We start from the raw sequence: 24,439 nt of genomic DNA, 5'->3' as shown, positions 1-24,439 counted from the left end.
TAAGCAGTTTCGATGAAAATACAAAGGGAGTCTTTTTCTTTTTTCAAAAAGACACTGTTTAATTTGCAGAAATTCATGCTGAAAGTGAGTTGATCCGCTTTGGATCTTTTATCAATACAGGACCCGTCATTTCTTAAAAAGATGTCAATTGAAGAGCTGGAAGAGCTGAGTGAGGAGATCCGCAATTTCCTCATCACATCGCTGTCTGCCTCTGGCGGCCATATCGGGCCGAACCTCGGGGTTGTCGAGCTGACAATTGCGCTTCACAAAGAATTTGACAGTCCGAAAGATAAATTTTTATGGGATGTCGGACATCAGTCCTATGTTCATAAACTGTTAACCGGACGCGGCAAGGAGTTTGAAACCTTGCGCCAATATAAAGGGCTTTGCGGTTTCCCGAAACGCAGCGAAAGCGAACATGACGTATGGGAAACAGGCCACAGCTCAACCTCGCTCTCAGGCGCGATGGGAATGGCTGCCGCCCGTGATATTAAAGGATCGAAGGAATATATCATCCCGATTATCGGAGACGGCGCTTTAACCGGAGGAATGGCGCTTGAAGCGCTGAACCATATCGGTGATGAGAAAAAAGACATGATCGTCATCCTGAATGATAATGAGATGAGTATTGCGCCGAATGTCGGGGCGATTCATTCTATGCTGGGACGGCTTCGGACTGCCGGCAAATATCAATGGGTAAAAGACGAGCTTGAATATTTATTTAAGCGCATCCCGGCCGTCGGCGGAAAATTGGCCGCCACAGCGGAACGGATAAAAGACAGTTTGAAATATATGCTTGTGTCAGGCATGTTTTTTGAAGAGCTGGGCTTTACGTATTTAGGCCCGGTTGACGGTCATTCCTACCACGAACTGTTTGAAAACCTGCAATACGCCAAAAAAACGAAAGGCCCTGTCCTGTTACATGTCATTACGAAAAAGGGCAAAGGCTATAAACCGGCTGAGACCGACACAATCGGCACATGGCACGGAACGGGTCCGTATAAAATCAATACGGGTGATTTCGTCAAGCCGAAAGCCGCGGCGCCTTCATGGAGCGGACTTGTCAGCGGCACCGTGCAGGAGCTGGCGCGCGAGGATGACAGAATTGTCGCGATTACACCGGCCATGCCGGTCGGCTCTAAACTGGAAGGGTTTGCGAAAGAATTCCCTGAACGCATGTTTGATGTCGGAATCGCAGAACAGCATGCGGCGACGATGGCGGCTGGAATGGCGCTCCAAGGCATGAAGCCGTTTCTTGCGATTTATTCGACCTTTTTGCAGCGGGCGTACGATCAGGTCGTCCATGACATCTGCCGTCAAAACGCGAATGTATTTATCGGCATTGACCGCGCCGGTTTGGTCGGCGCTGACGGGGAGACGCATCAAGGCGTCTTTGACATCGCCTTTTTGCGGCATATACCAAATCTCGTTTTAATGATGCCGAAGGATGAAAATGAAGGCCGCCATATGGTCAATACAGCCCTTAATTATGAGGAAGGTCCGATCGCGATGCGCTTCCCGCGCGGAAACGGACTCGGCGTAAAGATGGATAAAGAGCTGAAAACCATTCCGATCGGAACATGGGAAGTGCTCCGTCCCGGAAAAGACGCGGTCATTTTAACATTCGGTACGACCATTGAAATGGCGCTGGAAGCGGCTGAAGAACTGCAAAAAGAAGGCCTGTCCGTGCGTGTCGTGAATGCGCGGTTCATAAAACCGATTGATAAACAAATGATGAAGGCCATTCTTAATGAAGGTCTGCCGATTTTAACGATAGAAGAAGCCGTGCTTGAAGGCGGATTCGGCAGCACGATTCTCGAATTCGCTCATGACCTCGGCATGTATCATACACCGATTGACAGAATGGGCATCCCAGACCGGTTTATTGAACACGGCAGCGTAACCGCCCTGCTTGAAGAAATCGGTCTCACGAAGGCTGAGGTTATGAACCGGATCAAACTGCTGATGCCGCCGAAGACACATAAAGGAATTGGATCATGACAGCAAAAAAAGAACGATTAGATGTACTTCTTGTAGAAAAAGGCCTTGCGGAAACGCGGGAAAAAGCGAAACGCGCCATTATGGCGGGCATCGTATACTCAAATGAAAACCGATTGGACAAACCGGGTGAAAAAATCGCCCGGGATCTTCCGTTAACGGTAAAAGGAAACCCTCTTAAATACGTCAGCAGAGGCGGATTAAAGCTTGAAAAAGCCCTGGAAGTGTTTCCCGTCTCGGTAAAAGGCAAAACGATGATTGACATCGGCTCGTCTACAGGGGGATTCACGGATTGCGCCCTTCAAAACGGAGCCGAGCGGTCTTACGCAGTGGATGTCGGCTATAATCAGCTTGCTTGGAAGCTCAGACAGGACGAGAGGGTCGTCGTCATGGAACGGACGAATTTCCGCTATTCCGAGCCTTCCGATTTCACAGAGGGTTTGCCGGAATTTGCGACAATCGATGTTTCTTTCATCTCACTCCGCCTCATTCTGCCGGTTTTAAAAACGCTGCTTGTACCGGGGAGCGATTGTATCGCACTGGTAAAGCCGCAATTTGAAGCCGGACGGGAATCCGTCGGAAAAAAAGGCATTGTCAGAGATCCAGGCGTTCATACTGACGTTCTCCGCCGCATGAATCAATTTGCCGCTTCTGAAGGATATACAGTGAAAGGACTATCCTTCTCACCGATTACAGGGGGAGACGGCAATATTGAGTTTTTGCTTCATTTGGAATGGGGCGGAGAAGACGGAAACGGCGCTGAACTGCCGGGAGAAGACATTCTCCGTACCGTCCGCGAAGCACATGAAACATTAAAAGCCAAAAAGACAGATGTACCGGAATAATAGGGGGCTATTATTCCTTTTTTCTGCCATCATGTACTTTTTATCAAGAAGCGGTTAACATAATGACAAGAACAGCTTGAAAACAGAGGTGCTTACATGACAAAAGGCCAAAGGCATATAAAAATCAGAGAGCTTATTACAAGCCATGAGATTGAAACACAGGATGACTTAGTTGACATGCTGAGAGAAGAAGGGTATAAGGTAACCCAGGCGACTGTTTCCAGAGACATTAAAGAGCTGCATCTCGTAAAGGTGCCGACGAACAACGGCTCCTACAAATACAGCCTGCCGGCGGATCAGCGGTTCAATCCGCTGTCAAAACTGAAGCGTTCATTAATGGATGCGTTCGTAAAAATTGACTCAGCAAGCCATATGATCGTATTAAAAACGATGCCGGGGAATGCTCAGGCAATCGGCGCTCTGATGGATAATCTCGAATGGGAAGAAATCATGGGCACGATCTGCGGAGATGACACAATTTTAATCATCTGCAGGACGCCTGAAGATACGGAAGGCGTACAAAGCCGTCTTTTGGAGCTGCTGTAGCGTAATTATCAGATAAAAGGTGGAATGCTGTTTGTTAGCTGAACTATCAATAAAAAACTTTGCCATTATAGAGGAACTGACGATTTCGTTTGAGCGGGGGCTCACCGTCCTGACGGGAGAAACAGGGGCCGGCAAGTCAATTATTATAGACGCCGTTTCCCTATTAGTCGGCGGCCGCGGCTCGTCTGAATTTGTCCGTTACGGTGAAACAAAGGCCGAGCTTGAAGGACTGTTTCTTTTGGACAGCGGTCATCCCGTTTTTGAAGTATGCCGTGAGCAGGGAATAGACGCATCTGACGACATGATTGTCATGAGAAGGGACATTAATGCCGGAGGAAAAAGCGTCTGCCGTGTCAACGGAAAATTAGTGACGATTGCGGCTTTAAGGGAGATCGGCAGACTTTTATTAGATATTCACGGACAGCATGATAACCAGCTGTTAATGGAGGACGATAAACACTTAGAGCTGTTGGACAGGTTTGCGGGCGCTGAGGCCGAATCCGCGCTTCAGGCTTACCATGAAGGCTATGAGCGTTATATGAAGCTGCTCAAAAAAGTGAAGAAGCTGTCAGAAAGCGAGCAGGAAATGGCGCATCGGTTAGACCTGATTCAATTTCAGCTTGAAGAAATCGAGTCGGCGAAGCTTGAATTGAATGAAGACGAGCTTCTTCAGGAAGAGCGGAAGCAGATATCCAACTTTGAAAAAATTTATGAATCATTGCAAAACGCCTATAATGCGCTCCGCAGCGAGCAGGGGGGGCTTGACTGGGTCGGAATGGCCTCTGCCCAGCTTGAAGATATTTCGGATATCAATGAACCGCTGCAAAAGCTGTCAGAAAGTGTGTCAAGTTCCTATTATCTGCTGGAGGATGCCACCTTTCAGATGCGCAATCTGTTAGATGATCTGGAATATGACCCGGAACGGCTGAATTTTATTGAAACCCGTTTAAATGAGATCAAACAGCTGAAGCGCAAATACGGAGCGACGGTAGAAGACATTTTGGAATACGGCTCCAAAATAGAAGAGGAAATCGATCAAATCGAGAACCGCGACAGCCACCTTGAAGCGCTGAAGAAGGAACTGGAGTCGGTCGGCAAAGATGTGGCCGTAGAAGCCGCCAATTTATCAAAAATCAGAAAAGCTTGGGCTAAGAAACTGGCGGAAGCGATTCATCAGGAATTAAAAAGTCTGTATATGGGCAAATCAACGTTTGATACGGAATTTCTCGTGAAAACCGATCCGTCAGCAAGTGAAGCACCGGTTGTCAACGGGCAGCCCGTGCAGCTTACCCAAAAGGGGATTGACCTTGTGAAGTTTTTAATTTCAACAAACACCGGTGAGCCTTTAAAACCGCTGTCAAAGGTCGCGTCCGGAGGCGAGCTTTCACGGGTGATGCTGGCGATGAAGAGTATTTTTTCTTCCCAGCAGGATGTCACCTCCATCATCTTTGACGAAGTGGACACCGGTGTAAGCGGGCGGGTTGCCCAAGCCATCGCGGAAAAAATCCATAAAGTATCGACCGGTTCACAGGTGCTCTGCATTACACACCTGCCGCAGGTTGCCGCCATGGCGGATACGCACCTTCTGATCGCAAAAGAATTCAAAGACGGCCGGACGACAACGCATGTCACGCCGCTTTCCAAACAGGACAAGGTAGCGGAAATCGGCCGCATGATTGCGGGCGTTGAAGTGACCGATCTGACAAAACGGCATGCACAAGAGCTTTTAAAACAGGCCGGACAGGTAAAAACGACAGGATAAGCTGCTGATACAGGCAGCTTATTTTTTTGTTCCATTTCTCTAACAGTGTATCCAATGTTTTTCTTCGTATGCCGGTTATAAATCAAGCGCAGGAAGGCAAAAGTATAGATGTAGCAGAAAAAGAAAGTGGTGTGGGATAGGAGCGAGGAGAGTGAAGGAATGAATGCACGATAACATGAGGAAAGCAATAGGTGTAATTCTCCTTGTTTCTTTACTAAGTGTAGGCTTTTTTAAGCCGTTTAAAGAATATTTACTGATACCGTCAGAAATGAGCGTCTTTGAAAACCAGACACAAGCCGTTCCGGTCAATGCATCAATAAGCGCTGAAAAGGGCGAATTATCAGAAGCCTTTACGCTGAAAGAAGAGCACGGCCATGCAAACATAACAGGGCAAACACAAGGCCGGTCAGAAGTAGTATATGATCTTGCCGGATTTCCCATTAAAAAAACGAAAGTGCGTGTCCTTCCAGAATTGAAGGTCATTCCGGGCGGACAGTCCATCGGTGTAAAACTGCATTCAGTCGGTGTTTTGGTGGTCGGTTTTCACCAGGTGATGACAAAGGATGGGAAAAAGTCTCCGGGAGAACAAGCGGGAATTGAATCTGGCGACATCATTATTAAAATGAACGGACATAAAATTGAAAAAATGAGCGACATCGCCCCGTTTATTCAAAAAGCGGGCAAAACCGGTGAATCTTTGGATTTATTGGTGAAACGCGATAAGCAAAAAATCAAAACAAAGCTGATTCCGACAAAGGACGAAGCCGAGGGGAAATATCGAATCGGCCTTTATATCCGCGATTCGGCAGCCGGCATCGGCACCATGACATTTTTTGAACCGAAAACAAAAAAATACGGCGCATTGGGCCACGTCATCTCTGATATGGATACAAAAAAACCGATTGTTGTAGAAGACGGAGAAATCGTCCGTTCAACTGTAACATCGATTGAAAAAGGAAAAGGCGGCAATCCCGGCGAAAAACTGGCAAGGTTTTCGTCAGAACGGAAAACGATCGGCGATATTAACCGCAACAGCCCGTTCGGCATTTTCGGGACATTGCATCAGCCGATTAAAAACAACATTTCCGACAAAGCGCTTCCGATTGCTTTGTCAAATGAAGTAAAAAAAGGACCTGCGCAAATGCTGACGGTTATTGAAAACGATAAAGTAGAGAAATTTGATATTGAAATCGTCAGCACCACGCCGCAAAAATTCCCGGCGACAAAGGGAATGGTGTTGAAAGTGACAGATCCGAAACTGCTGAAAAGAACCGGCGGAATCGTTCAGGGGATGAGCGGAAGCCCGATCATCCAGAACGGAAAGGTCGTCGGAGCCGTAACCCACGTATTTGTCAATGATCCGACAAGCGGCTACGGCGTTCATATCGAATGGATGCTGTCTGAAGCGGGTGTTAATGTTTACGGGAAAGACAAAGCAAGCTGACTGCCGGATGATCCGGCAGTTTTTTTATGTGATGCGTTCTTCACTTCTTTCCTGGATTCATGTAAAATAAGACATGAAGATTTTTCGACAAATTCACGTTTCCTGATTTGTCAAACTTAATTTTTAGTCGAAAAACCTAGAAAATGCTAGAAAAACAAAGATATACCACTATTATTGGTAAATATGGATTTTTTAAAAGGGGAAGTAGTGGTTTTGTCGAATGTAACATGTAGCAGTCAAATGGGTTGCGTCCTGTTAATACATTGGGGGAGGAAGAAACGTGGAGAAAATTAAAGTTTGTGTTGCTGATGATAATCGAGAGCTTGTAAGCCTGTTGAGTGAATATATAGAGGGACAGGATGATATGGAAGTGATCGGCGTTGCTTATAACGGACAAGAATGTCTTTCTTTGTTTAAAGATAAGAATCCCGATGTGCTCGTTTTAGACATTATCATGCCGCATCTGGACGGACTTGCGGTTTTGGAGCGTCTGCGGGAATCAGAGCTCGAGAAGCAGCCGAACGTCATCATGCTGACGGCATTCGGTCAGGAAGACGTTACGAAAAAAGCCGTCGATTTAGGCGCGTCCTATTTCATCCTGAAGCCGTTTGATATGGAAAACCTTGTCGGCCATATCCGCCAGGTAAGCGGAAATGTCAGCAGTGTCACACACCGTGCGCCGTCCGCGCAAAGCAGCATTATCCGCAGCCAGCCGGAGCCGAAGCGGAAAAATCTCGATGCCAGCATTACAAGCATTATCCATGAGATCGGTGTGCCTGCCCATATCAAAGGCTATCTTTATTTGCGGGAAGCCATTTCCATGGTGTATAACGATATTGAACTCCTCGGCAGCATCACAAAAGTCCTTTATCCCGACATCGCCAAAAAATTCAACACGACCGCAAGCCGTGTAGAACGGGCCATCCGCCACGCCATTGAAGTCGCATGGAGCAGGGGAAATATTGATTCCATTTCTTCACTGTTCGGATATACGGTAAGCATGACAAAAGCAAAACCAACCAATTCAGAATTCATCGCGATGGTTGCTGACAAGCTGAGATTGGAGCATAAAGCTTCGTAACAAAGCTTTTGGCTAAATGTCTTTTTCGCGCCTTCTTTTCCGTGCATGAACGCGGAAGAGAAGGCGTTTTGAAATTTTGCTGACGAAAACAATGGGAATCACCCACGCCGGTACTTGTTTTATACATAAATGCGGGGTTTATGCCGTCTACACGTATAATACCGGAGCTGATATTTTAATGATTTTGCCGTCTCTGAAATAAAAGCGGGGGACGCGGCGGCTTAACACAGATAAGACTTCGTAGCTGATCGTACCGAGCATTTCGGCAATTTCATCAACGGAAATCTCGGCTCCTTGTTGTTTACCGTAGATGACGACTTCTTCTCCTTGTTTGCCCTCATTCTCACCTAAACTGACCATGATCATATCCATTGTCACTCTCCCCGCCACCGGCACTCGTCTGCCGCGGTGAAGAATAAACCCGCGGTTGGACAGGGCGCGGGAGTAACCGTCAGCATAGCCGATCGGAATCGTCGCGATGATTTCACCCGGTTCGGCGATATATGTGGCGCCATAACTGACGGTCCGGGGATCTGTCACCATAGCTTTCACATAAGCGATACGCGCCTTTAAACTTAGTGCGGGTGTGAGATCCACGAGGTTCAGTTCCTTTATCGAGGCGGACGGATATAAACCATATAACCCAATGCCTAAACGGATCATGTCGGCGCTGAATTCCGGGAAGGCGATAGCGGCGGCTGTATTGCACATATGCACGGTAGGCAGCGTAATGTCTTGATTTTTTAAAAAGCTGAGAAAGCTGATAAACTTTTCGTGCTGCAGCATCGTCAGCTCAGTGTCCGGTTCATCCGCTGTTGAAAAATGTGTAAAGATGCCATCCCATGATAGGTATGTACTCGACTTGAGCGCTTTCACCACTGCTAAAAGTTCTTCTTCCGTACGCACACCCAGCCGGCCCATTCCGGTATCCACATTGATATGAATGGACAGCCGTTTCGAATCTGCTTCTTTTTCCAATATCCGATTCGCTTTTTTGATCCAGCTGACCTGAAACGCTGATAATGTTATGTTCCAAACGGCAGATTTTTTCACACAGCTGAGAGCTGTGAAGCCGAGCACAAGAATAGGTGCCGTAATTCCCGCTCTCCGTAACACAATTCCCTCTTCGACGCTGGCGACAGCGAGCTCGCTCGCCCCGCTTTCCAGTGCCTGCCGCGCTACTTCCACAGACCCGTGGCCATAAGCGTTCGCTTTTACGACGGCCATAATTTTAGACGTATTCGGAATATGGCGGCGGATCGCCCGTACATTCTTTTTTATCGCATCAAGGTCAACTTCAATCCAAACTTCCCGGCAAAGTTTTTTCATCACGATTCCTTCTTTCCTTAATGAGTTTCAGTACTCATGCTTTCAATCTGCATTCTATTCATCTTGAACTGAAATCATTCAAAACAAGGGAAGGTGATCGCTGATGTTTAAAAATCAAGGTTTCAGGAAATCAGTGCGCCTGCTTTATTTATGCTGAAAGGGCTGCATGGCAGCCCTTAAATTGACTTTACAATATTCTGATCTGAAAATTGATGTTCAAACATTTTGGTGTGGCTCACAGCATTGTTTTGAATGACAATGCCGATATTTCCCCCTCCGGCACCGAAAACGGTTTTTGATGCAGTCAGCGGACTGATGGATATGGCGCCGCCAACATTGACAACTCCGTTTCCTGATACGTTGTTTATCGTAATCGGGCAACCGCTCATTCTATTTTTTCTCCTTTCTCTCGCAGTCTACTAACTATATGTACGCTGTGATATGGAAGAAGATTAAACAAAACGGCAAAAAGAATCCGGCTGCTGCCAGCCGGAAAGGGAGGGAAATGGGGATGTCATAGTGTTTTCGTTACATTTTGATCAGAGTATTGAGAGCTTGAAGATTGAGATGTACTGGATTGATTCATTTGCAGGACCAACCCTGTATTTCCCCCTCCTGAGCCGTAGACGGTTTTTGATACGGTTAAAGGACTTATCGAAAACGCACCGCCGACATTGACAACCCCGTTTCCGGAAAGACTGTTAATCGTAATAGGAAAACCAGCCATCATATACGGTCTCCTTTCTATTATTCTATTTACTATATGTACGCTGTGTGTTAGAAATAGGAGTAAACAAAGCGGTAAAAACTTGTGAATCAAAAAAACTGCCGAACATCCGGCAGTTTTTTTAGTCTACTTTTCAAACGGCACCCAGCCGCCTGTATTCTGAATCATTTCCCATAACGGTTCAGGAAGTCGGTATTTCTCAATTTCAGATGCTTGAATGGCTTTTTCGATTTCCTGTTCGCGGCCTTCTTTGACCAGCACCGCCCATTCGGGGTTAATCAAAATGACACGTCCCAGAGCCACCAGCGGAATTCCGCTTTCTAATACGGCAAGCGCTTCGTCCGCGGTATAGATGGAACCGACGGCCATCAGCGGCACTTTATGGCCGACGCGTTCGTTTAATAAATCCATCCGGGTCCGTGAAGTATCCGCCCCGCGGCGGGCTTTGGAATTGACATCCATCAGTGAAATATGCAGATAATCCAAGTTCTCTTCCGCAAGCGCGTCGGCGAGCATGAATGTTTCTTTCATTGTAAGCCCCGGTGTTTCCGGCTCTTCCGGTGACAGGCGGTAGCCGAGAACGAATGGATTTTCAGCGTGTGTATCAATTGCCTGTTTGACAGCGTCAACGACTGCAAGCGGGAACGCAAGGCGCTTTTCATCGCTTCCGCCCCAGCGGTCTGTGCGCCGGTTGGTTTTCGGTGAATAAAATTGGTGAATCAGGTACCCGTTTGCCCCGTGAATTTCAACACCGTCAAAGCCGGCTTCAATCGCTCTGCGTGTCGCTTCGCCGAATGCTTTCACGATGTGCTCAATTTCTTGTTCGGTGAGAGCCCGGGACGTTTGTCTCCCGTCTTCTTCTGAGCCGCTCGGACTGACGACGTCGTTGTTTGGCACGAGTTCAGGAGGGCATTCCAATCCACCGTGGTGAATCTGCACAACGGCTTTCGCTCCTTGAGACTGGATCGCCTGAGCGAGTTTTTTCAAGCCGGGAATGTGAGAATCATCATAGATGCCGGGCTGGCCTGGAAACGCTTTGCCGTCCGGCGTTACGTTTGCACATGCCGTAATGACCATGCCCATTTCTTTTGAACGGGGAGTAATGTAGCTTAATTCACGGTCGGAAATCGTTCCGTCATCATTTGATGAATAGTGTGTCATGGGTGCGACTGAAATACGGTTTGGTATGGTGACGCCGCTTTCGAACGTAAAAGGTTCAAACAGCGGTTTATAAGTTTGCTTCATCATTTCGCCTTCTTCCTTAGGAGTTTAACTCGTCCGTATTCTAGCTTATGTTTTAATTGTGTGCAATTATTTTGCTTGTTCTTCTTCCTGAGGTTATGACCGGCTGAACCATTTAAACGAATGAAACGGTTTTCTCCGTTCCTTTTCAGGATCTTTATATCCTCCTGAAATTTGATGGCCGATCGAGCTGAATATGACAGCGGCGGCGAAGAGGAGAATGATTTTTTTCATATGCATATCTTCTTTCTTATCTTTTACAAGGTTATTTATAAGCATACGCTTGTGCGAAAAAACCGTCAATTTGTTTTTATTTATTCTTTTTTCCACTTTCCTGCGGCGAATATCGTTCCGATCTGAATCACAACACTTAACAGAGCGCACACTGCCACAACTGTGTTGCTGTCCATAGAAGACACCCTCCTTTTTGTTAGGTTGATGTATCATATGACAGCTGTCTCTGTTTTGACAAAACCGTAATGCGGTGTTTCATATTTTTCAACACAAAAAGGGCGCTTTTTTAAGCGCCTTTACTTTTTTTTCAGCCGGTTCAAAGCGATTTGAACAGCGATGGCGTCATCCAGGTAGCCGATCGGAAACATGTAATCCGGAATGACGTCGGTCGCTAAAATATAATACAGCAGCGCGCTCCCGAGAATCGCGCGGTCTTCAGCCGGTGTTGATTCATCCATATACTGGTGATGCATGTTTTTCAAATGATCAATAAAAGGGCCGACGCTTTCTTCATTGTCCATTTTCTTTTGAAACTCATCGCAAATCAGGCGATGGCCCTGCTGGGTTTTGGCATATTGTTCATATCTGGTCAGTTCGCGTTCAATTTGCTCCCGAGAAAAAGGCTGATCAAACATCTCGGCCATATTCAGCATATCCTGAATCGCGTGCATCGGGTCTTGCGGCGCAGCTTCTTTTTCATGGCCGATGTCTATGCCTGACGCCTCAAGCAATTCCTCCAGCGGGGTGCGGAGATGTTTTGAAAATTCCTGAAGATGCTTTAAATTGGCCTTCTGCTTGCCGTTTATAATCCGGGAGATGGTGGCCGTATCAATGTTTGTTAAGGCGCCGAGTTTTCTCATGGAGAGCGAGTGCTTATCAAGCAGTGATTTTAAAAGGGGCCCCAGTGTCTTATTTTTATTTTCTGTCAAGGGTGTCACCTCGTTTCCGCCGGAATGATGATCATTAATCAATAATTTTTGCAGAAAAGGTACCTTTTCTGTGCGGCTGAATAGGATAGTGTAGATTCAACGGCACAACATGTTGAAAAGAAATCAAAGAATGGAGAGAAACGAACATGGCTTGGTTATTGATTTTAGGTTTGGCAGTGTCCTCGAGCATTGATAATTTAGGAGTGGGGATGTCATACGGCATCAGAAAAATCAAAATATCGCATGCGTCGAATATGATGATCGCTTTTATCTGTTTTGTATTCAGTTATCTCGGAATTTATTTCGGCAAATGGATTTCAGCCGTTTTACCGGGCTTTCTTCCTGTATTGCTGGCGGCGTTTATTTTATCTGTCATCGGTATCCGCATCATTCTGCTGGCTGTGCCGAGAAAAACAGCGCGTGTTGGCGCGTCAGGAAAAAAAGGCCGTTTTGCCGGTCTGCTGCAAAATCCGGAGGCAGCGGATGCCGACGGTTCGGGAGAAATCGGTATATTGGAATCCATGGTTCTCGGGGTGGCCGTATCCGCAAATGCGCTGACCAACGGATTAAGCGCGGGGTTGATCGGGCTTTCTCCCGCTGCCATTTCCATCACTGCGGCGGTCGGAAGCTTTTTGACCATATGGGTCGGCTGCTCGCTTGGAAAAAAAGCCGCATCATTGCGCATCGGTTCTTTTCACGTCGGACAGTTCAGCACGGTGCTGAGCGGAGTGATTATTCTCATCATTGCCGCCAATACGCTGCTCTTTTAAGTTGTCCCGTTCATTTTATGAAAAGCTCAAAATAAATATGAATGTTTCTATTCGGGAGAGCGCATGACGCGGCTCTCTTTTTTTTGCCGATCTGATATTTTTTCAAAATGAACAGAAAGTCGTCCGTTTCCGTTAAATTCTGCATATTCGGCCTTCAGACAGAACCTTTTTCATAGACTGATCAGCTTGTTTTCTTTCTAAGTTCAGGTAAACAGCAGGTCAGATAGCCTTCATTCCAAATATGGAAAAGCGCTGGAGGAATGAAGGCTCCCTTTACAAATCGGCCATTCTGTTCAAAGATAAAGCCGAATGAGAAAACGTGAGGTGATCTGTGTGAAGTCTGTCATACTTCTGATCTTCACCGCATGGCTGTTATCAGGCTGCGAGTATACCGCGGAGGCTGATGCGGCGCCGTCATTTACACAGGAAGGAACATTTATAAAAGCGGCCGGAAACGATACAATCGCGGTCGAAATTGACGGAGAAAGGCAAGAGGTGAAGGTGCCTTTCGCCAAGCGGTTTGAATGTCAGTCTCTGCCTGAACATACGGCGGTGCAAATCACCTATAAAAAAGAGAGCAACGGACAATTACGGCTTGAGGAACTGAAAAAAGAAACAGATATGTGAAAACGGGGAGGAAAAAAACGTGGGTTTACTGACAAAAAGCGCTGCTGCCTTCGGTGCCGCTCTGCTTCTGCTTGCGCCGTCTGCTTATGCAGCTGAACCTTTGCAAGGGAAAACCATTTATATCGATGCCGGACATGGCGGAGAAGACAGCGGGGCCGGCGGAAATGGACTGCTTGAGAAAAACATCAATTTAGCGGTGTCAAACAAGGTGATCGCCAAATTGGAGACAGAAGGCGCAAAACCTGTAGCTTCAAGGACTGACGATACTTTTTTACGTTTGGACGAGCGGGTGGCGAAAGCAAGCGCCAGCCAATCCGATTTATTCGTCAGCCTCCATACGAATTCAGCCGTATCAACGGCATCGGGCACGGAAACGTATTTTAATTCGACATATGAAGGCGCAGACAGCGAAAGGCTTGCTTCCGACATCCAGCAGCAGCTTGTCACGTCTTTAGGGATGAAGGACAGAGGCGTAAAAGAAGCTCCTTTTTATGTCATTACATATTCAAAGATGCCGAGTGTGCTGGCTGAATTAGGTTTTATCACAAATCCTCAAGATGCGGACAAGCTAAAAAGCGATAACGGACAAGAGCACGCCGCGGACGCCGTTGTAAACGGAATCGAAACCTATTACAGCGGCCGGTAATTATAAAATATGTGTAAATAGCGCCCTCCTTATGTGCATAACGATTATAATAGAGAAAACCGATGACAAACACCTGAGGTGACACATATGACGAATATTTTTGCCCACCGGGGGGCGTCGGGCGACTGCCCGGAAAATACGATGCCCGCGTTCAAAAAAGCGATTGAGGACGGGGCTGACGGAATTGAACTTGATGTACAGATGACAAAAGACGGCCGGATCGTGGTCATTCACGATGAAACCCTCGACCGCACGACGTCTTTGAAAGGATTTGTGAAAGATACGGCGTATGACAAAATCAGAACCGCCGATGCCGCCGGAAAATGGAAAGATGCTTTTAAAGGTGTCAGAATTCCGCTTTTGTCAGATGTGCTGCGTTTTGCGGAACGTGCTGATTTTCTGATAAACATTGAGCTGAAAAACAGTGTATTCCGTTACGAAGGAATGGAAGAAGAAGTGATTAAAAAAGTCAGATATTACGGACTGGAAAAGCGCGTTATTTTTTCTTCATTTAATCATGAGAGTCTCGCGGTTTGCCACGCCCTGGCGCCTGAAATTGAACGGGCGGTGCTGACAATGGATGTGCTGTACCGGCCTGAACGGTATCTTGCAGCCATTCCCGCTTCGGGTTATCATCCGAAGCTCGGTACGCCGGCGGTGAGCGCTGAAGTGATCAAACATCTTGCAAAACACCAAGCGGCGCTCCGTCCGTTCACCGTCAATCGTCCTGAGGATATGAAGCAGCTGATGAAAGCGGGAGCAGACGCAATTTTTACCGATTATCCAAAGCTGGCTGTTTCTATAAAAGAAGAATGCCGCAGCTGAGAAGACTGTTCAGACAGTCTTCTTTTTTTATGGGCAGGAAAAAGGCGGTGCGATCATAACTCGGTCAGCCGGTTCATATATTGTAACAGGGCGTTTTGTGTAAGCGTTATCTTTTATCTTATTGAAAGTGAGGCAAAATTGTGGGAAAAACGGTTATCGTCAGTGCGGCAAGAACGCCGTTCGGAAAATTCGGCGGCGCATTAAAAGAGGTAAAGGCAGCCGAGCTTGGCGGCATTGCCATAAAAGAAGCAATCAAGCGCGCCGCTATCAGTGAAAGCGAAGCGGAAGGAGCGGTGATGGGAATGGTCGTCCAGGCGGGTGCCGGGCAGATTCCGGCACGGCAGGCTGCAAGATATGCCGGGCTTCCATGGTCCGTTCCGGCTGAAACCATTAATAAGGTCTGTGCATCAGGGCTCAGGGCCGTTACCATCTGTGATCAAATGATCCGGGCGAAAGATGCGGACGTGCTGATTGCAGGCGGAATGGAAAGCATGAGCAACATTCCGTACGCCATTCCGGCCGGCCGCTGGGGTGTGAGGATGGGGGACGGGGTGTTTCAGGATTTAATGGTTCATGACGGGCTGACCTGTGCGTTCGACCAGGTGCATATGGCTGTCCACGGAAGCACTGCGGCCAAAAAGTACGGCATTTCCCGGGATGAACAGGATCATTACGCTCTTTTGAGCCAGAAACGCGCGGCTGAGGCGGCAGAGGCGGGCAAATTGCGTGAAGAAATTGTCCCTGTCACCTGGACCGGCAAAAAAGGCAAACAGCATACTGTTGAAGCGGATGAGGGGCTGCGCCCTGATACAAGCCTTGAGCAGCTCGCAGCGCTCAAGCCAATTTTTACAGCCGACGGAACGGTTACAGCCGGAAACGCTCCAGGTGTAAATGACGGGGCCGGAGCATTTGTGCTGATGTCAGAGGAAAAAGCCGCAAAGCAGCATGTCAGGCCGCTCGCAGCGATACTTGGCTTTGCGTCAGTCGGACTGGAAGCGTCCGAGCTGGCAAGCGCGCCGGGAGAGGCCATCAGCCGGCTCTTGAAAAAAACCGGACTGTCCGTTGACGATATTGATTTGTTTGAAGTAAATGAAGCATTTGCGTCCGTCGTGCTCGTGAGTGAAAAAATAGCCGGGTTCAGCCGGGAAAAAGTGAATGTAAACGGAGGGGCGATTGCGTTCGGCCACCCGATCGGCGCAAGCGGAGCGAGAATCATCATGAGTTTAATATACGAATTAAAGCGTCGCGGAGGAGGTTTAGGCATAGCGGCTATATGCAGCGGAGCGGCTCAAGGAGATGCCGTCCTGCTGGAGGTGTACTGATCAAAGGAGGGAGCGCCGGATGAAGATGAAAACAATCATGGTCGCAGGTGCCGGTCAGATGGGAGCAGGCATCGCTCAGACGGCTGCAGAAGCCGGGTTTGCCGTCAAGTTATACGATTGGGAGCCGGAAACGGTAACAAAAGGTCTTCACCGCATAAAGGCAAACCTGGAGAAAGAGCAGGCAAAAGGACGGAAGTCACGGCAGGAGACAGATGCCGTTTTCAGCCGTATTTCCCCGGCAGAACTCAGAGAAGCGGGAGATGCTGATTTTGTAATTGAAGCCATTGCCGAAAACAAAAAAGCAAAAGCGGAATTGTTTGACACACTAGATAAAATCTGTCCCCCTCATGCCGTATTGGCAAGCAATACGTCTTCTCTTCCCATTACGGAGCTTGCCGCGGCCACAAAAAGGCCTGAAAAAGTAATCGGCATGCATTTTATGAATCCGGTTCCTGTCATGGAGCTTGTCGAAGTCATCAGAGGACTCGCCACATCGGAAGAAACGGCGGACACAGTAAAGAAGCTTGCCGTCCGGATGAATAAAACCCCTGTCGAAGTCAATGACTTCCCGGGCTTTATATCTAATCGCATATTAATGCCGATGATTAACGAAGCCGTTTATTGCCTTTACGAAGGAGCAGCTTCAAAGGAAGCGATTGATGAGGTGATGAAGCTCGGCATGCGGCATCCGATGGGTCCTTTAACATTAGCTGACTTCATCGGTCTGGATACGTGCCTTTCCATTATGGAGGTTCTCTATGCGGGGCTTGGAGATCCGAAATACCGCCCATGCCCTCTGCTCAGAAAATATGTCAGCGCCGGCTGGCTCGGCAAAAAAAGCGGGCGCGGTTTTTATGAGTACGGCAGATGACGTAAAGATCATGAGGGGAGACGGCAGCCATGCATTTTACAGAAGAGCACATCATGATGAGAAAAATGGTGCGTGATTTTGCCCGAAAGGAAATCGCGCCGGTGGTTGAGCTCATGGAATCAACAGATGAATTTCCGGAGCGGCTGATTAAAAAAATGGGCGAAGCGGGATTGATGGGCATTCCCGTCCCGGAAGCTTACGGCGGGGCGGGTGCTGATACAACATCTTACATTTTAGCGATTCATGAAATATCAAAAGTCAGCGCGGCCGTCGGCGTCATTTTGTCCGTCCACACATCGGTAGGGACAATCCCGATTTTGCATTTCGGAACAGAAGCCCAAAAACAAACGTATATTCCGAAGCTGGCAGCAGGCGAATATATTGGGGCATTTGCGCTTACTGAGCCTCAATCCGGATCTGATGCGGGAAGCCTGAAAACAACGGCCGTGCGAAAAGGCGGTTCATATATTCTGAACGGTTCAAAAATCTTTATTACAAACGGCGGAGCGGCAGATCTGTATCTGACATTCGCCATAACCGATCCGGGTAAGGGGAGAAAGGGGATTTCCGCGTTTATCGTTGAAAAAAACACACCCGGTTTTTCTGTCGGAAAAAAAGAAAAAAAGCTCGGATTGTTAGGTTCCAATACTGTCGAATTGCAGTTTGACCAAGCGGAAATTCCGATTGAAAACCGGCTCGGCGAAGAGGGCGAAGGCTTTTCAATCGCCATGAAAAACCTTGACGTCGGACGGATCGGCATAGCGGCTCAGGCGCTCGGGATTATCGAAGCGGCGCTCGGCTGCTCGGTGGAGTACGCCAAAACCCGCAGCCAGTTCGGCAGACCCATCGCTTCGAATCAGGCCGTTTCATTTAAATTATCTGACATGGCGACGAATGCGGAAGCTGCCAAATTATTGGTCTATCATGCTGCTGATCTGTATCAGCGAGGGCTTCCGTGCGGAAAAGAAGCATCTATGGCGAAGCAATTCGCGTCCGATGCGGCGATGAAAGCGGCGGTGGAGGCTGTGCAGATTCACGGCGGCTACGGCTATATGAAAGAATATCCCGCGGAGCGTTTATTTCGGGATGCGAAAGTCACGCAAATCTATGAAGGAACCAATGAGATTCAAAGGCTGATTATTTCTAAGTATCTTCTTCAATAAAAAGTGCGCAAAGGAGCGAAACCATGGAATCTTATTCTCCCGGTTTAGATGGCGTCATTGCGGTGGAAACGGGGATTTCTTTCCTGGATACAAAGCAGGGCAGTATTTTAATCAAAGGCCACGATCTGATTGAGCTTTCTAAAACGGCCGGCTATATGGACATTGTTCATCTCTTATTGGAAGACAGACTTCCTGATGCGAAAGAGAAGGCGGCGCTTGAAGAAGACGTTCGGCGCGGCGGACATCTTCCCGAGGAAATCTTGCACATATGCCGTCTGCTGCCCGAACATACTCACCCGATGGACGGACTGAGGACGGGTTTGTCCGCCCTTGGAGGCTTTGACAAGGACATCGATGACCGTTCATCTTCCGTAAATCAGCACCGCGTACGCGGACTGATAGGCAAAATGCCGAATCTGACGGTCAACAGCTATCGAGTCATCAACGGGCTGGAGCCTTTTGCGCCGGTCGGAACCTTATCATACAGCGCAAACTTTTTATATATGATTACCGGAAAAACGCCGTCATCTTTGGAAGAAGAAATCTTCGACCGGTCGCTTCTTTTATACAGTGAGCATGAATTGCCGAACTCAACGTTTACGGCCCGTGTCATTGCTTCGACGCAATCGGATATTTACGGCGCGCTGACCGGAGCCGTCGCCTCGCTTAAAGGAAATCTTCACGGCGGCGCGAACGAAGCGGTTATGTACATGCTTGAAGAAGCGAAGGATACAGACGGGTTTACACAATTGTTAACTCAAAAACTCGCAAACAAAGAAAAAATCATGGGCTTCGGCCACCGTGTCTACATGAAAAAAATGGACCCGAGGGCGCTCATGATGAAAGAAGCGTTAAAAAAGCTGTCTGATCTTTCAGGTGATTTCCGTCTTTATAATATGTGTGAAGCTGGCGAAACCGTCATGAGGGAGAAAAAAGGCCTTTATCCGAATTTAGATTACTACGCAGCGCCGGTCTATTACATGCTCGGCATCCCGATCCCGCTGTACACGCCTATATTCTTCAGTGCACGGACGGTCGGACTGTGCGCCCACGTTATTGAACAGCACAGCCGAAACCGGCTTTTCCGCCCGCGTGTCCGCTACACCGGAGCGCGCCTGTAAACAGATGAGAAAGGAAGATGAAAACATGACAGAACCCCGCCGAATGGACGCTGTAATCGAAGAGATTTCTGACTACGTGCTCCATCAGGAGATTGACAGTTCAGAAGCATTCACTACGGCAGGACATGTGCTTCTTGATACGATAGGCTGCGGAATTTTGGCGCTCAGCTATCCCGAATGTACAAAGCTGCTCGGCCCGATTGTCCCGGGAACCTCCGTGCCCAACGGCAGCAGAGTCCCGGGCACGCCTTTTGTTTTAGACCCGGTCACGGCTGCTTTTAATATCGGCTGTATCAACAGGTGGCTCGATTATAATGATACGTGGCTTGCTGCGGAATGGGGTCATCCGTCTGACAATCTCGGAGGCATATTGGCTTGTGCGGATTATATATCCAGAGTGCGGATTTCAGAAGGGAAAGAACCGCTTACCGTGCGCGATGTGCTTTGCGCAATGATCAAAGCGCACGAAATTCAAGGGATTCTCGCTTTGGAAAACAGCTTAAACAGAGTGGGGCTTGACCATGTGCTGTTTGTGAAAGTGGCGACTGCGGCTGTTTGCGCGCAAATGCTGGGCGGCTCAAGAGAGGAAATCAATAACGCCGTATCTCACGCTTGGATTGATAATTCAAGCCTCAGAACGTATCGTCATGCGCCGAACACCGGATCACGCAAATCATGGGCGGCCGGCGACGCGACGAGCAGAGGCGTATATTTGGCCCTTATGGCGCAAAAAGGTGAAATGGGGTACCCGACGGCTCTGACCGCATCTGGGTGGGGATTTCAAGACGTACTGTTTAACCGGCAGGAAATGAAGCTTGCCCGCCCGCTTGGGTCCTATGTGATGGAGAATGTTTTATTTAAAGTATCCTACCCGGCTGAATTTCACGCCCAGACAGCGGCGGAATGCGCGGTCCGGCTTCATCCGGAGGTGAAAGACCGCATTGAAGACATTGATAGGATCACGATTATGACCCATGAGTCGGCAATCCGGATTATCGATAAAAAAGGGCCGCTTCACAATCCGGCTGACCGGGATCACTGCCTCCAGTATATTACGGCAATCGGGCTGCTTTTCGGAGATATCACGGCGGATCATTATGAAGAGGAAACGGCGTCTGACCCGCGAATTGATACATTGCGGAGCAAAATGGAGGTGACGGAACACAAAGCGTACTCAAAAGATTACTTAGACCCGAATAAGCGATCCATATCAAATGCCGTACAGGTGCATTTTACAGACGGCACGGCTACGGGACGGATTGAATGTGAATACCCGCTCGGGCACCGGTTCCGCAGAAAAGAAGCCGTTCCGAAGATTCTTGCCAAGTTTTCAGCAAACATCAGCACTCATTTTTCATTGAAGCAGCAGCGGAAAATCGAAGAGGCCTGCGAACATAGCGGCCGAATGCAGAAGCTCAGTGTTAGTGAATTTATGGACTTATTTCTCGTATAAAATAGGAGGGTGACAAACATGACGTGGATCGTCAGCGAGCAGTCGTCTCAAGAGGAGCTTGCAGAGCGGTTCCGTACGCTGATGGCAGCGCCGGATCTATTGCAGATCCCCGGCGCTCACGATGCCATGGCCGCTCTTATCGCCAAGAAAACGGGGTTTTCGGCTCTTTATTTATCAGGCGCGGCTTACACGGCGAGCAGAGGGCTGCCCGATTTAGGGATCATCACGTCGGCGGAAATGGCTGAACGGGTTAAAGATCTGGTCCGCTCGTCTGATCTGCCCGTCCTTGTCGATATTGACACGGGTTTCGGAGGAGTGCTGAATGCCGCCCGGACGGCGAAAGAAATGTATGAAGCGCGCGCGGCCGCCGTCCAGATGGAGGATCAGCGCCTGCCGAAAAAATGCGGACATCTGAATGGGAAGCAGCTCGTGCCGATTGAAGAAATGGCGCAAAAAATCCAAGCGGTCAAGCGGGCCGCGCCGACCCTTCTTGTTGTTGCGAGAACAGACGCCAGACAGCAGGAAGGGCTGGAGGGGGCATTAACAAGGGCGTCCGCTTATATAAAAGCGGGTGCTGACGCTGTTTTTCCGGAAGCGCTCCAATCCGAAAGTGAATTCAGAGCGTTTTCCAAACAAATCAGTGTGCCGATTCTCGCAAACATGACTGAATTCGGAAAAACGCCGTATTACAGTGCTGATGAATTTTCCGATATGGGCTGTCAGATGGTCATTTACCCGGTCACGTCACTCAGAACGGCGGCCAAGGCTTTTGAGCGTATTTTCCGCCTTCTGAAAGAAGAAGGCTCGCAAAAAGAGGGGCTTTCAGATATGCAGACGAGAAAAGAATTATATGAAACGATCGCTTACGATGACTATGAAGAACTGGATCAATCCATTGCCAAAACGATACTGCCGGACGACTGAAAAAGCCCTTTTTTTTGCAAGGGCTTTTTTTACAGCTTTTTTTTCCTGAACCGCGGGCTGACTTGATTGCGTTTCCGATCTCTGTACAAAATAAACCCGGCCAGAACATAAAGGCCGAACAAAAAAAACGCCAATCCGGCCGCCCCCTGAAGAAAAAGGGACGGAAACGGGGAAAACACATGTCCGAATAATGCATCTCTCATCAGCTTAATGCCGAGCGCCGCGACAGCGCCGGGGAGGACCAGAATCAAAAGCGCAACAAGCCGGCTCATATTCAGAAAACCCCTTTACGATATGATTTCCTTTATTGTCCAATCGAAAAAATATTTTGTCAAGAGATCAAAACGTGGTAACATAGGGGTTGTGCAAATTATTGCAACGGGAAATACAGGTGTGCAAATTTTTTCATATAAAGGGGTATCGGGATGCAGAAGGTGCTGATTATAGGTGCTGGTAAAGGAGGCACGGCGCTCCTACAGATTTTGATGAAAACAAAGCTGATCCGGATTATTGCGGTGGTTGATCAAGATCCGGAGGCGCAAGGGCTGCAAGAAGCCCGGAAATATGGAATTGCAACCTCATCAGATTGGAAACCTTACATAACCGAAGATATAGATATTATCATCCATACAACAGGCGATAAAGCGGTCATGGATGAGCTGCTCCATGAGAAAAAAGAACAAACCATCGTCATGCCGGGAAAATTGGCGTACATGGTGTTTCAGCTGATGGAGGAAAAACAGCAGCTTATCCAAATGCTCAAGTCGCAGACGTATAAGCATGACCGGATTTTTAATTCAACGCACGACGGCATGATTTTTATAGACGTCAACGAAACGATCATTTTATTTAATCAGATGGCAGAAAAAATGGTCGGCCAAAAACGGGAGGATGTCATCGGCCGCCAAATTAAAGACGTAGTGCCGAACACAAAGCTGCCGCGGATTCTGGAAACGAGAGAGCCGGAATATAACCAGAAGCAGCTTCTCGGAAAGCACTTGCAGATTGTCACGACAAGACTGCCGATCATTGATGAAGGCGGAAAACTTCTCGGCGCGTTATGCGTGTTTAAAGACATCACCGACGCAGTTGAACTGGCGGAAGAGGTTACGAACTTAAAACAAATCCGCACCATGCTTGAAGCGATTATTCAATCCTCAGACGAGGCCATTTCCGTCGTTGATGAAAACGGCATCGGAATGTTAATCAACAAAGCGTATACAAAAATGACCGGGCTGTCAGAAAGCGAAGTCATCGGAAAACCCGCTTCCACCGATATCTCAGAAGGGGAAAGCATGCACCTGAAAGTATTGGGGACAAGGCGGCCCGTGCGGGGTGTGAGGATGAAGGTCGGCCCCAATAAAAAGGATGTTATCGTAAATGTTGCCCCCGTTATTGTGGACGGTATTTTAAAAGGCAGCGTCGGCGTCATTCACGATGTGTCAGAAATTAAAACGCTGACTGCTGAGCTGAATCGGGCGCGCCAGATCATCCGCACGCTTGAAGCGAAATACACGTTTGACGACATTATCGGCACGAGTGAACAAATGCTGGTCGCCCTTGAACAGGCGAAGCTCGGGGCGAAAACGCCGGCGACGATTCTGCTGCGGGGAGAATCCGGCACAGGAAAAGAACTTTTCGCCCACGCCATCCATAATGAAAGCGACCGAAAATACAATAAATTCATCCGGGTCAATTGTGCGGCCCTGTCTGAATCCCTGCTAGAATCCGAGCTTTTCGGCTATGAGGAAGGCGCGTTTACGGGCGCGAGGCGCGGGGGCAAAAAAGGACTTTTTGAGGAAGCGAATAACGGCAGCATTTTCTTAGATGAAATCGGAGAGCTGACCCAAAGCACCCAGGCAAAGCTGCTCAGAGTTCTGCAGGAAAAAGAAATTATCAGAGTCGGCGGCGCTAAAGCGATTTCTGTCAATGTCAGAATTATCGCAGCGACAAACGTCAACATCGAAAAGGCCATGGCCGAAGGCGCGTTCCGTGAAGACCTGTATTACCGGATTAACCGCTATCCGATCTCAATCCCGCCGCTTCGGCAGCGCAAAGAAGATATTGAAGCGCTGAGCATTCGGCTCATTGAAAAAATCAATCAGGATTACGGCCGCAATGTAAAGGGGCTCGCGCCGAACGCGCTGCGAGCTTTATCAGCCTACAGCTGGCCGGGAAACGTCCGGGAGCTTGAAAATGTTCTCGGACGGGCAATGATATTTTTAGAGCCGCACATGGAACGGATCGAACAGCAGCATCTGCCTGTTTTTGAATCAGAGCTGAATGAAAAAAACGGCACCCAAAGTGATTTTCCGGATGTGGAAGGGGAAAAGCTGTCTCAGGCTGTTGAAAAATTTGAAGCGCACGTCATTCAAAAAACGCTTGAAAAGCATAAATTCAACCGAACCAAAACGGCAAAAGCGCTTGGTGTCAGCATTCGGAATCTGTACTACAAAATGGACAAGTACGGCCTTGCAAATGACGGCATGCAATAAATTGCAGAGAAAGCGCAAACAGCTGCATGTTTTCTTGAAAAAAGCCGGAATAAACCCTCCCGCATATTTGGCACGGAACTTGCAT

24 protein-coding genes are annotated in these 24,439 nt (G+C 48.2%); 17 read left to right on the top strand and 7 right to left on the bottom strand.

Going from position 1 to position 24,439, the window contains the following annotated elements:
• The first annotated feature begins 99 nt into the window (after positions 1-99).
• From dxs to spo0A, 6 genes are all read left to right on the top strand, one after another.
• Positions 100-2,001 carry a 1-deoxy-D-xylulose-5-phosphate synthase gene (gene dxs, locus J6600_RS11585; RefSeq protein ID WP_022552977.1) on the top strand — a complete coding sequence of 634 codons (1,902 nt, stop codon included), beginning with the start codon at positions 100-102 and terminating at the stop codon, positions 1,999-2,001.
• Positions 1,998-2,843, top strand: coding sequence for a TlyA family RNA methyltransferase (locus J6600_RS11580; protein WP_209387424.1), 846 nt, complete (start codon positions 1,998-2,000; stop codon positions 2,841-2,843). The genes dxs and J6600_RS11580 overlap by 4 nt, the downstream gene beginning before the upstream one ends.
• Positions 2,844-2,939: 96 nt before the next feature.
• Positions 2,940-3,389, top strand: coding sequence for a transcriptional regulator AhrC/ArgR (gene ahrC / locus J6600_RS11575; RefSeq protein WP_003153173.1), 450 nt, complete (start codon positions 2,940-2,942; stop codon positions 3,387-3,389).
• Positions 3,390-3,420: 31 nt separating this feature from the next.
• A complete protein-coding gene (gene recN, locus J6600_RS11570; RefSeq protein ID WP_007408359.1) occupies positions 3,421-5,151 on the top strand; it encodes a DNA repair protein RecN in 1,731 nt (576 codons plus the stop codon).
• Positions 5,152-5,314: 163 nt separating this feature from the next.
• The gene (gene spoIVB / locus J6600_RS11565; RefSeq protein WP_209387423.1) at positions 5,315-6,595 is read left to right on the top strand and encodes a SpoIVB peptidase; all 1,281 of its coding nucleotides are present in this window, start codon (positions 5,315-5,317) and stop codon (positions 6,593-6,595) included.
• Between the two features lie 280 nt (positions 6,596-6,875).
• Positions 6,876-7,676 carry a sporulation transcription factor Spo0A gene (gene spo0A, locus J6600_RS11560; RefSeq protein WP_003153177.1) on the top strand — a complete coding sequence of 267 codons (801 nt, stop codon included), beginning with the start codon at positions 6,876-6,878 and terminating at the stop codon, positions 7,674-7,676.
• 147 nt (positions 7,677-7,823) lie between these two features.
• Here the strand turns inward: spo0A and alr are convergent, their stop codons facing one another.
• The 6 genes from alr to J6600_RS11530 form a co-directional block, all read right to left on the bottom strand.
• Positions 7,824-9,005, bottom strand: coding sequence for an alanine racemase (gene alr / locus J6600_RS11555; RefSeq protein WP_017418123.1), 1,182 nt, complete (start codon positions 9,003-9,005; stop codon positions 7,824-7,826).
• Positions 9,006-9,181: 176 nt separating this feature from the next.
• A complete protein-coding gene (locus tag J6600_RS11550) occupies positions 9,182-9,394 on the bottom strand; it encodes a spore germination protein (protein ID WP_014418351.1) in 213 nt (70 codons plus the stop codon).
• 125 nt (positions 9,395-9,519) lie between these two features.
• Positions 9,520-9,732 carry a spore germination protein gene (locus tag J6600_RS11545; protein WP_029973891.1) on the bottom strand — a complete coding sequence of 71 codons (213 nt, stop codon included), beginning with the start codon at positions 9,730-9,732 and terminating at the stop codon, positions 9,520-9,522.
• Positions 9,733-9,858: 126 nt separating this feature from the next.
• Positions 9,859-10,977, bottom strand: a complete 1,119-nt coding sequence (locus J6600_RS11540) for an NADH-dependent flavin oxidoreductase (protein WP_032863662.1) — start codon at positions 10,975-10,977, stop codon at positions 9,859-9,861.
• Positions 10,978-11,070: 93 nt separating this feature from the next.
• Complete coding sequence (locus J6600_RS11535; protein WP_014470646.1) at positions 11,071-11,208, bottom strand: hypothetical protein; 138 nt, start codon at positions 11,206-11,208, stop codon at positions 11,071-11,073.
• Between the two features lie 296 nt (positions 11,209-11,504).
• Positions 11,505-12,137, bottom strand: a complete 633-nt coding sequence (locus J6600_RS11530; RefSeq protein ID WP_014418348.1) for a helix-turn-helix domain-containing protein — start codon at positions 12,135-12,137, stop codon at positions 11,505-11,507.
• Between the two features lie 146 nt (positions 12,138-12,283).
• On the opposite strand from J6600_RS11530, the gene ytaF reads away from it, so the two are divergent.
• The 10 genes from ytaF to prpB all read left to right on the top strand — a co-directional run bounded on the left by ytaF (position 12,284) and on the right by prpB (position 21,859).
• The gene (ytaF, locus tag J6600_RS11525) at positions 12,284-12,907 is read left to right on the top strand and encodes a sporulation membrane protein YtaF (protein WP_209387422.1); all 624 of its coding nucleotides are present in this window, start codon (positions 12,284-12,286) and stop codon (positions 12,905-12,907) included.
• A 309-nt stretch (positions 12,908-13,216) separates the two neighbouring features.
• Positions 13,217-13,534, top strand: coding sequence for a hypothetical protein (locus tag J6600_RS11520; protein ID WP_014721488.1), 318 nt, complete (start codon positions 13,217-13,219; stop codon positions 13,532-13,534).
• 19 nt (positions 13,535-13,553) lie between these two features.
• A complete protein-coding gene (locus J6600_RS11515; RefSeq protein ID WP_017418119.1) occupies positions 13,554-14,180 on the top strand; it encodes an N-acetylmuramoyl-L-alanine amidase family protein in 627 nt (208 codons plus the stop codon).
• A gap of 87 nt (positions 14,181-14,267) precedes the next feature.
• Positions 14,268-15,005 carry a glycerophosphodiester phosphodiesterase gene (locus J6600_RS11510; protein WP_015240188.1) on the top strand — a complete coding sequence of 246 codons (738 nt, stop codon included), beginning with the start codon at positions 14,268-14,270 and terminating at the stop codon, positions 15,003-15,005.
• A 140-nt stretch (positions 15,006-15,145) separates the two neighbouring features.
• Positions 15,146-16,327 carry an acetyl-CoA C-acetyltransferase gene (locus tag J6600_RS11505; protein WP_209387421.1) on the top strand — a complete coding sequence of 394 codons (1,182 nt, stop codon included), beginning with the start codon at positions 15,146-15,148 and terminating at the stop codon, positions 16,325-16,327.
• Positions 16,328-16,346: 19 nt separating this feature from the next.
• Entirely contained in the window at positions 16,347-17,198 is an 852-nt protein-coding gene (locus J6600_RS11500; RefSeq protein WP_061862380.1) for a 3-hydroxybutyryl-CoA dehydrogenase, read from the top strand.
• Between the two features lie 29 nt (positions 17,199-17,227).
• On the top strand, positions 17,228-18,361 hold the full coding sequence (locus J6600_RS11495) for an acyl-CoA dehydrogenase (RefSeq protein WP_014418343.1): 1,134 nt from the start codon (positions 17,228-17,230) through the stop codon (positions 18,359-18,361).
• A 23-nt stretch (positions 18,362-18,384) separates the two neighbouring features.
• A complete protein-coding gene (gene mmgD, locus J6600_RS11490) occupies positions 18,385-19,482 on the top strand; it encodes a citrate synthase (RefSeq protein ID WP_209387420.1) in 1,098 nt (365 codons plus the stop codon).
• Between the two features lie 25 nt (positions 19,483-19,507).
• Positions 19,508-20,935 carry a bifunctional 2-methylcitrate dehydratase/aconitate hydratase gene (locus J6600_RS11485; protein WP_162495990.1) on the top strand — a complete coding sequence of 476 codons (1,428 nt, stop codon included), beginning with the start codon at positions 19,508-19,510 and terminating at the stop codon, positions 20,933-20,935.
• 18 nt (positions 20,936-20,953) lie between these two features.
• Positions 20,954-21,859, top strand: coding sequence for a methylisocitrate lyase (gene prpB, locus J6600_RS11480; RefSeq protein WP_022552985.1), 906 nt, complete (start codon positions 20,954-20,956; stop codon positions 21,857-21,859).
• A gap of 29 nt (positions 21,860-21,888) precedes the next feature.
• On the opposite strand, the gene J6600_RS11475 is transcribed toward prpB, so the two are convergent.
• On the bottom strand, positions 21,889-22,131 hold the full coding sequence (locus tag J6600_RS11475; RefSeq protein WP_014418340.1) for a DUF2627 domain-containing protein: 243 nt from the start codon (positions 22,129-22,131) through the stop codon (positions 21,889-21,891).
• A 153-nt stretch (positions 22,132-22,284) separates the two neighbouring features.
• Between J6600_RS11475 and J6600_RS11470 the strand changes: the two genes are divergently transcribed.
• Positions 22,285-24,354 (top strand): sigma-54 interaction domain-containing protein, encoded by a 2,070-nt coding sequence (locus J6600_RS11470; protein ID WP_021494294.1) that lies wholly within the window; start codon positions 22,285-22,287, stop codon positions 24,352-24,354.
• Positions 24,355-24,439: the final 85 nt, after the last annotated feature.

This window comes from Bacillus sp. LJBV19 (genome assembly GCF_017797845.1).
GTDB lineage: Bacteria > Bacillota > Bacilli > Bacillales > Bacillaceae > Bacillus > Bacillus velezensis.
This window is presented reverse-complemented; position numbering and strand designations above follow the sequence as displayed.

What these genes read in the sequence shown, in the direction of transcription:
- J6600_RS11500 (WP_061862380.1), top strand. Translation starts at nt 16,347, where the DNA reads ATGAAGATGAAAACAATCATGGTCGCAGGTGCCGGTCAGATGGGAGCA.
- J6600_RS11475 (WP_014418340.1), bottom strand. Translation starts at nt 22,131, where the DNA reads ATGAGCCGGCTTGTTGCGCTTTTGATTCTGGTCCTCCCCGGCGCTGTC.
- J6600_RS11535 (WP_014470646.1), bottom strand. Translation starts at nt 11,208, where the DNA reads ATGAAAAAAATCATTCTCCTCTTCGCCGCCGCTGTCATATTCAGCTCG.
- J6600_RS11540 (WP_032863662.1), bottom strand. Translation starts at nt 10,977, where the DNA reads ATGAAGCAAACTTATAAACCGCTGTTTGAACCTTTTACGTTCGAAAGC.
- J6600_RS11545 (WP_029973891.1), bottom strand. Translation starts at nt 9,732, where the DNA reads ATGGCTGGTTTTCCTATTACGATTAACAGTCTTTCCGGAAACGGGGTT.
- J6600_RS11580 (WP_209387424.1), top strand. Translation starts at nt 1,998, where the DNA reads ATGACAGCAAAAAAAGAACGATTAGATGTACTTCTTGTAGAAAAAGGC.
- ytaF (WP_209387422.1), top strand. Translation starts at nt 12,284, where the DNA reads ATGGCTTGGTTATTGATTTTAGGTTTGGCAGTGTCCTCGAGCATTGAT.
- spoIVB (WP_209387423.1), top strand. Translation starts at nt 5,315, where the DNA reads ATGCACGATAACATGAGGAAAGCAATAGGTGTAATTCTCCTTGTTTCT.
- J6600_RS11470 (WP_021494294.1), top strand. Translation starts at nt 22,285, where the DNA reads ATGCAGAAGGTGCTGATTATAGGTGCTGGTAAAGGAGGCACGGCGCTC.
- ahrC (WP_003153173.1), top strand. Translation starts at nt 2,940, where the DNA reads ATGACAAAAGGCCAAAGGCATATAAAAATCAGAGAGCTTATTACAAGC.
- J6600_RS11510 (WP_015240188.1), top strand. Translation starts at nt 14,268, where the DNA reads ATGACGAATATTTTTGCCCACCGGGGGGCGTCGGGCGACTGCCCGGAA.
- mmgD (WP_209387420.1), top strand. Translation starts at nt 18,385, where the DNA reads ATGGAATCTTATTCTCCCGGTTTAGATGGCGTCATTGCGGTGGAAACG.
- J6600_RS11520 (WP_014721488.1), top strand. Translation starts at nt 13,217, where the DNA reads ATGAGAAAACGTGAGGTGATCTGTGTGAAGTCTGTCATACTTCTGATC.
- alr (WP_017418123.1), bottom strand. Translation starts at nt 9,005, where the DNA reads ATGAAAAAACTTTGCCGGGAAGTTTGGATTGAAGTTGACCTTGATGCG.
- prpB (WP_022552985.1), top strand. Translation starts at nt 20,954, where the DNA reads ATGACGTGGATCGTCAGCGAGCAGTCGTCTCAAGAGGAGCTTGCAGAG.
- J6600_RS11495 (WP_014418343.1), top strand. Translation starts at nt 17,228, where the DNA reads ATGCATTTTACAGAAGAGCACATCATGATGAGAAAAATGGTGCGTGAT.
- J6600_RS11485 (WP_162495990.1), top strand. Translation starts at nt 19,508, where the DNA reads ATGACAGAACCCCGCCGAATGGACGCTGTAATCGAAGAGATTTCTGAC.
- J6600_RS11550 (WP_014418351.1), bottom strand. Translation starts at nt 9,394, where the DNA reads ATGAGCGGTTGCCCGATTACGATAAACAACGTATCAGGAAACGGAGTT.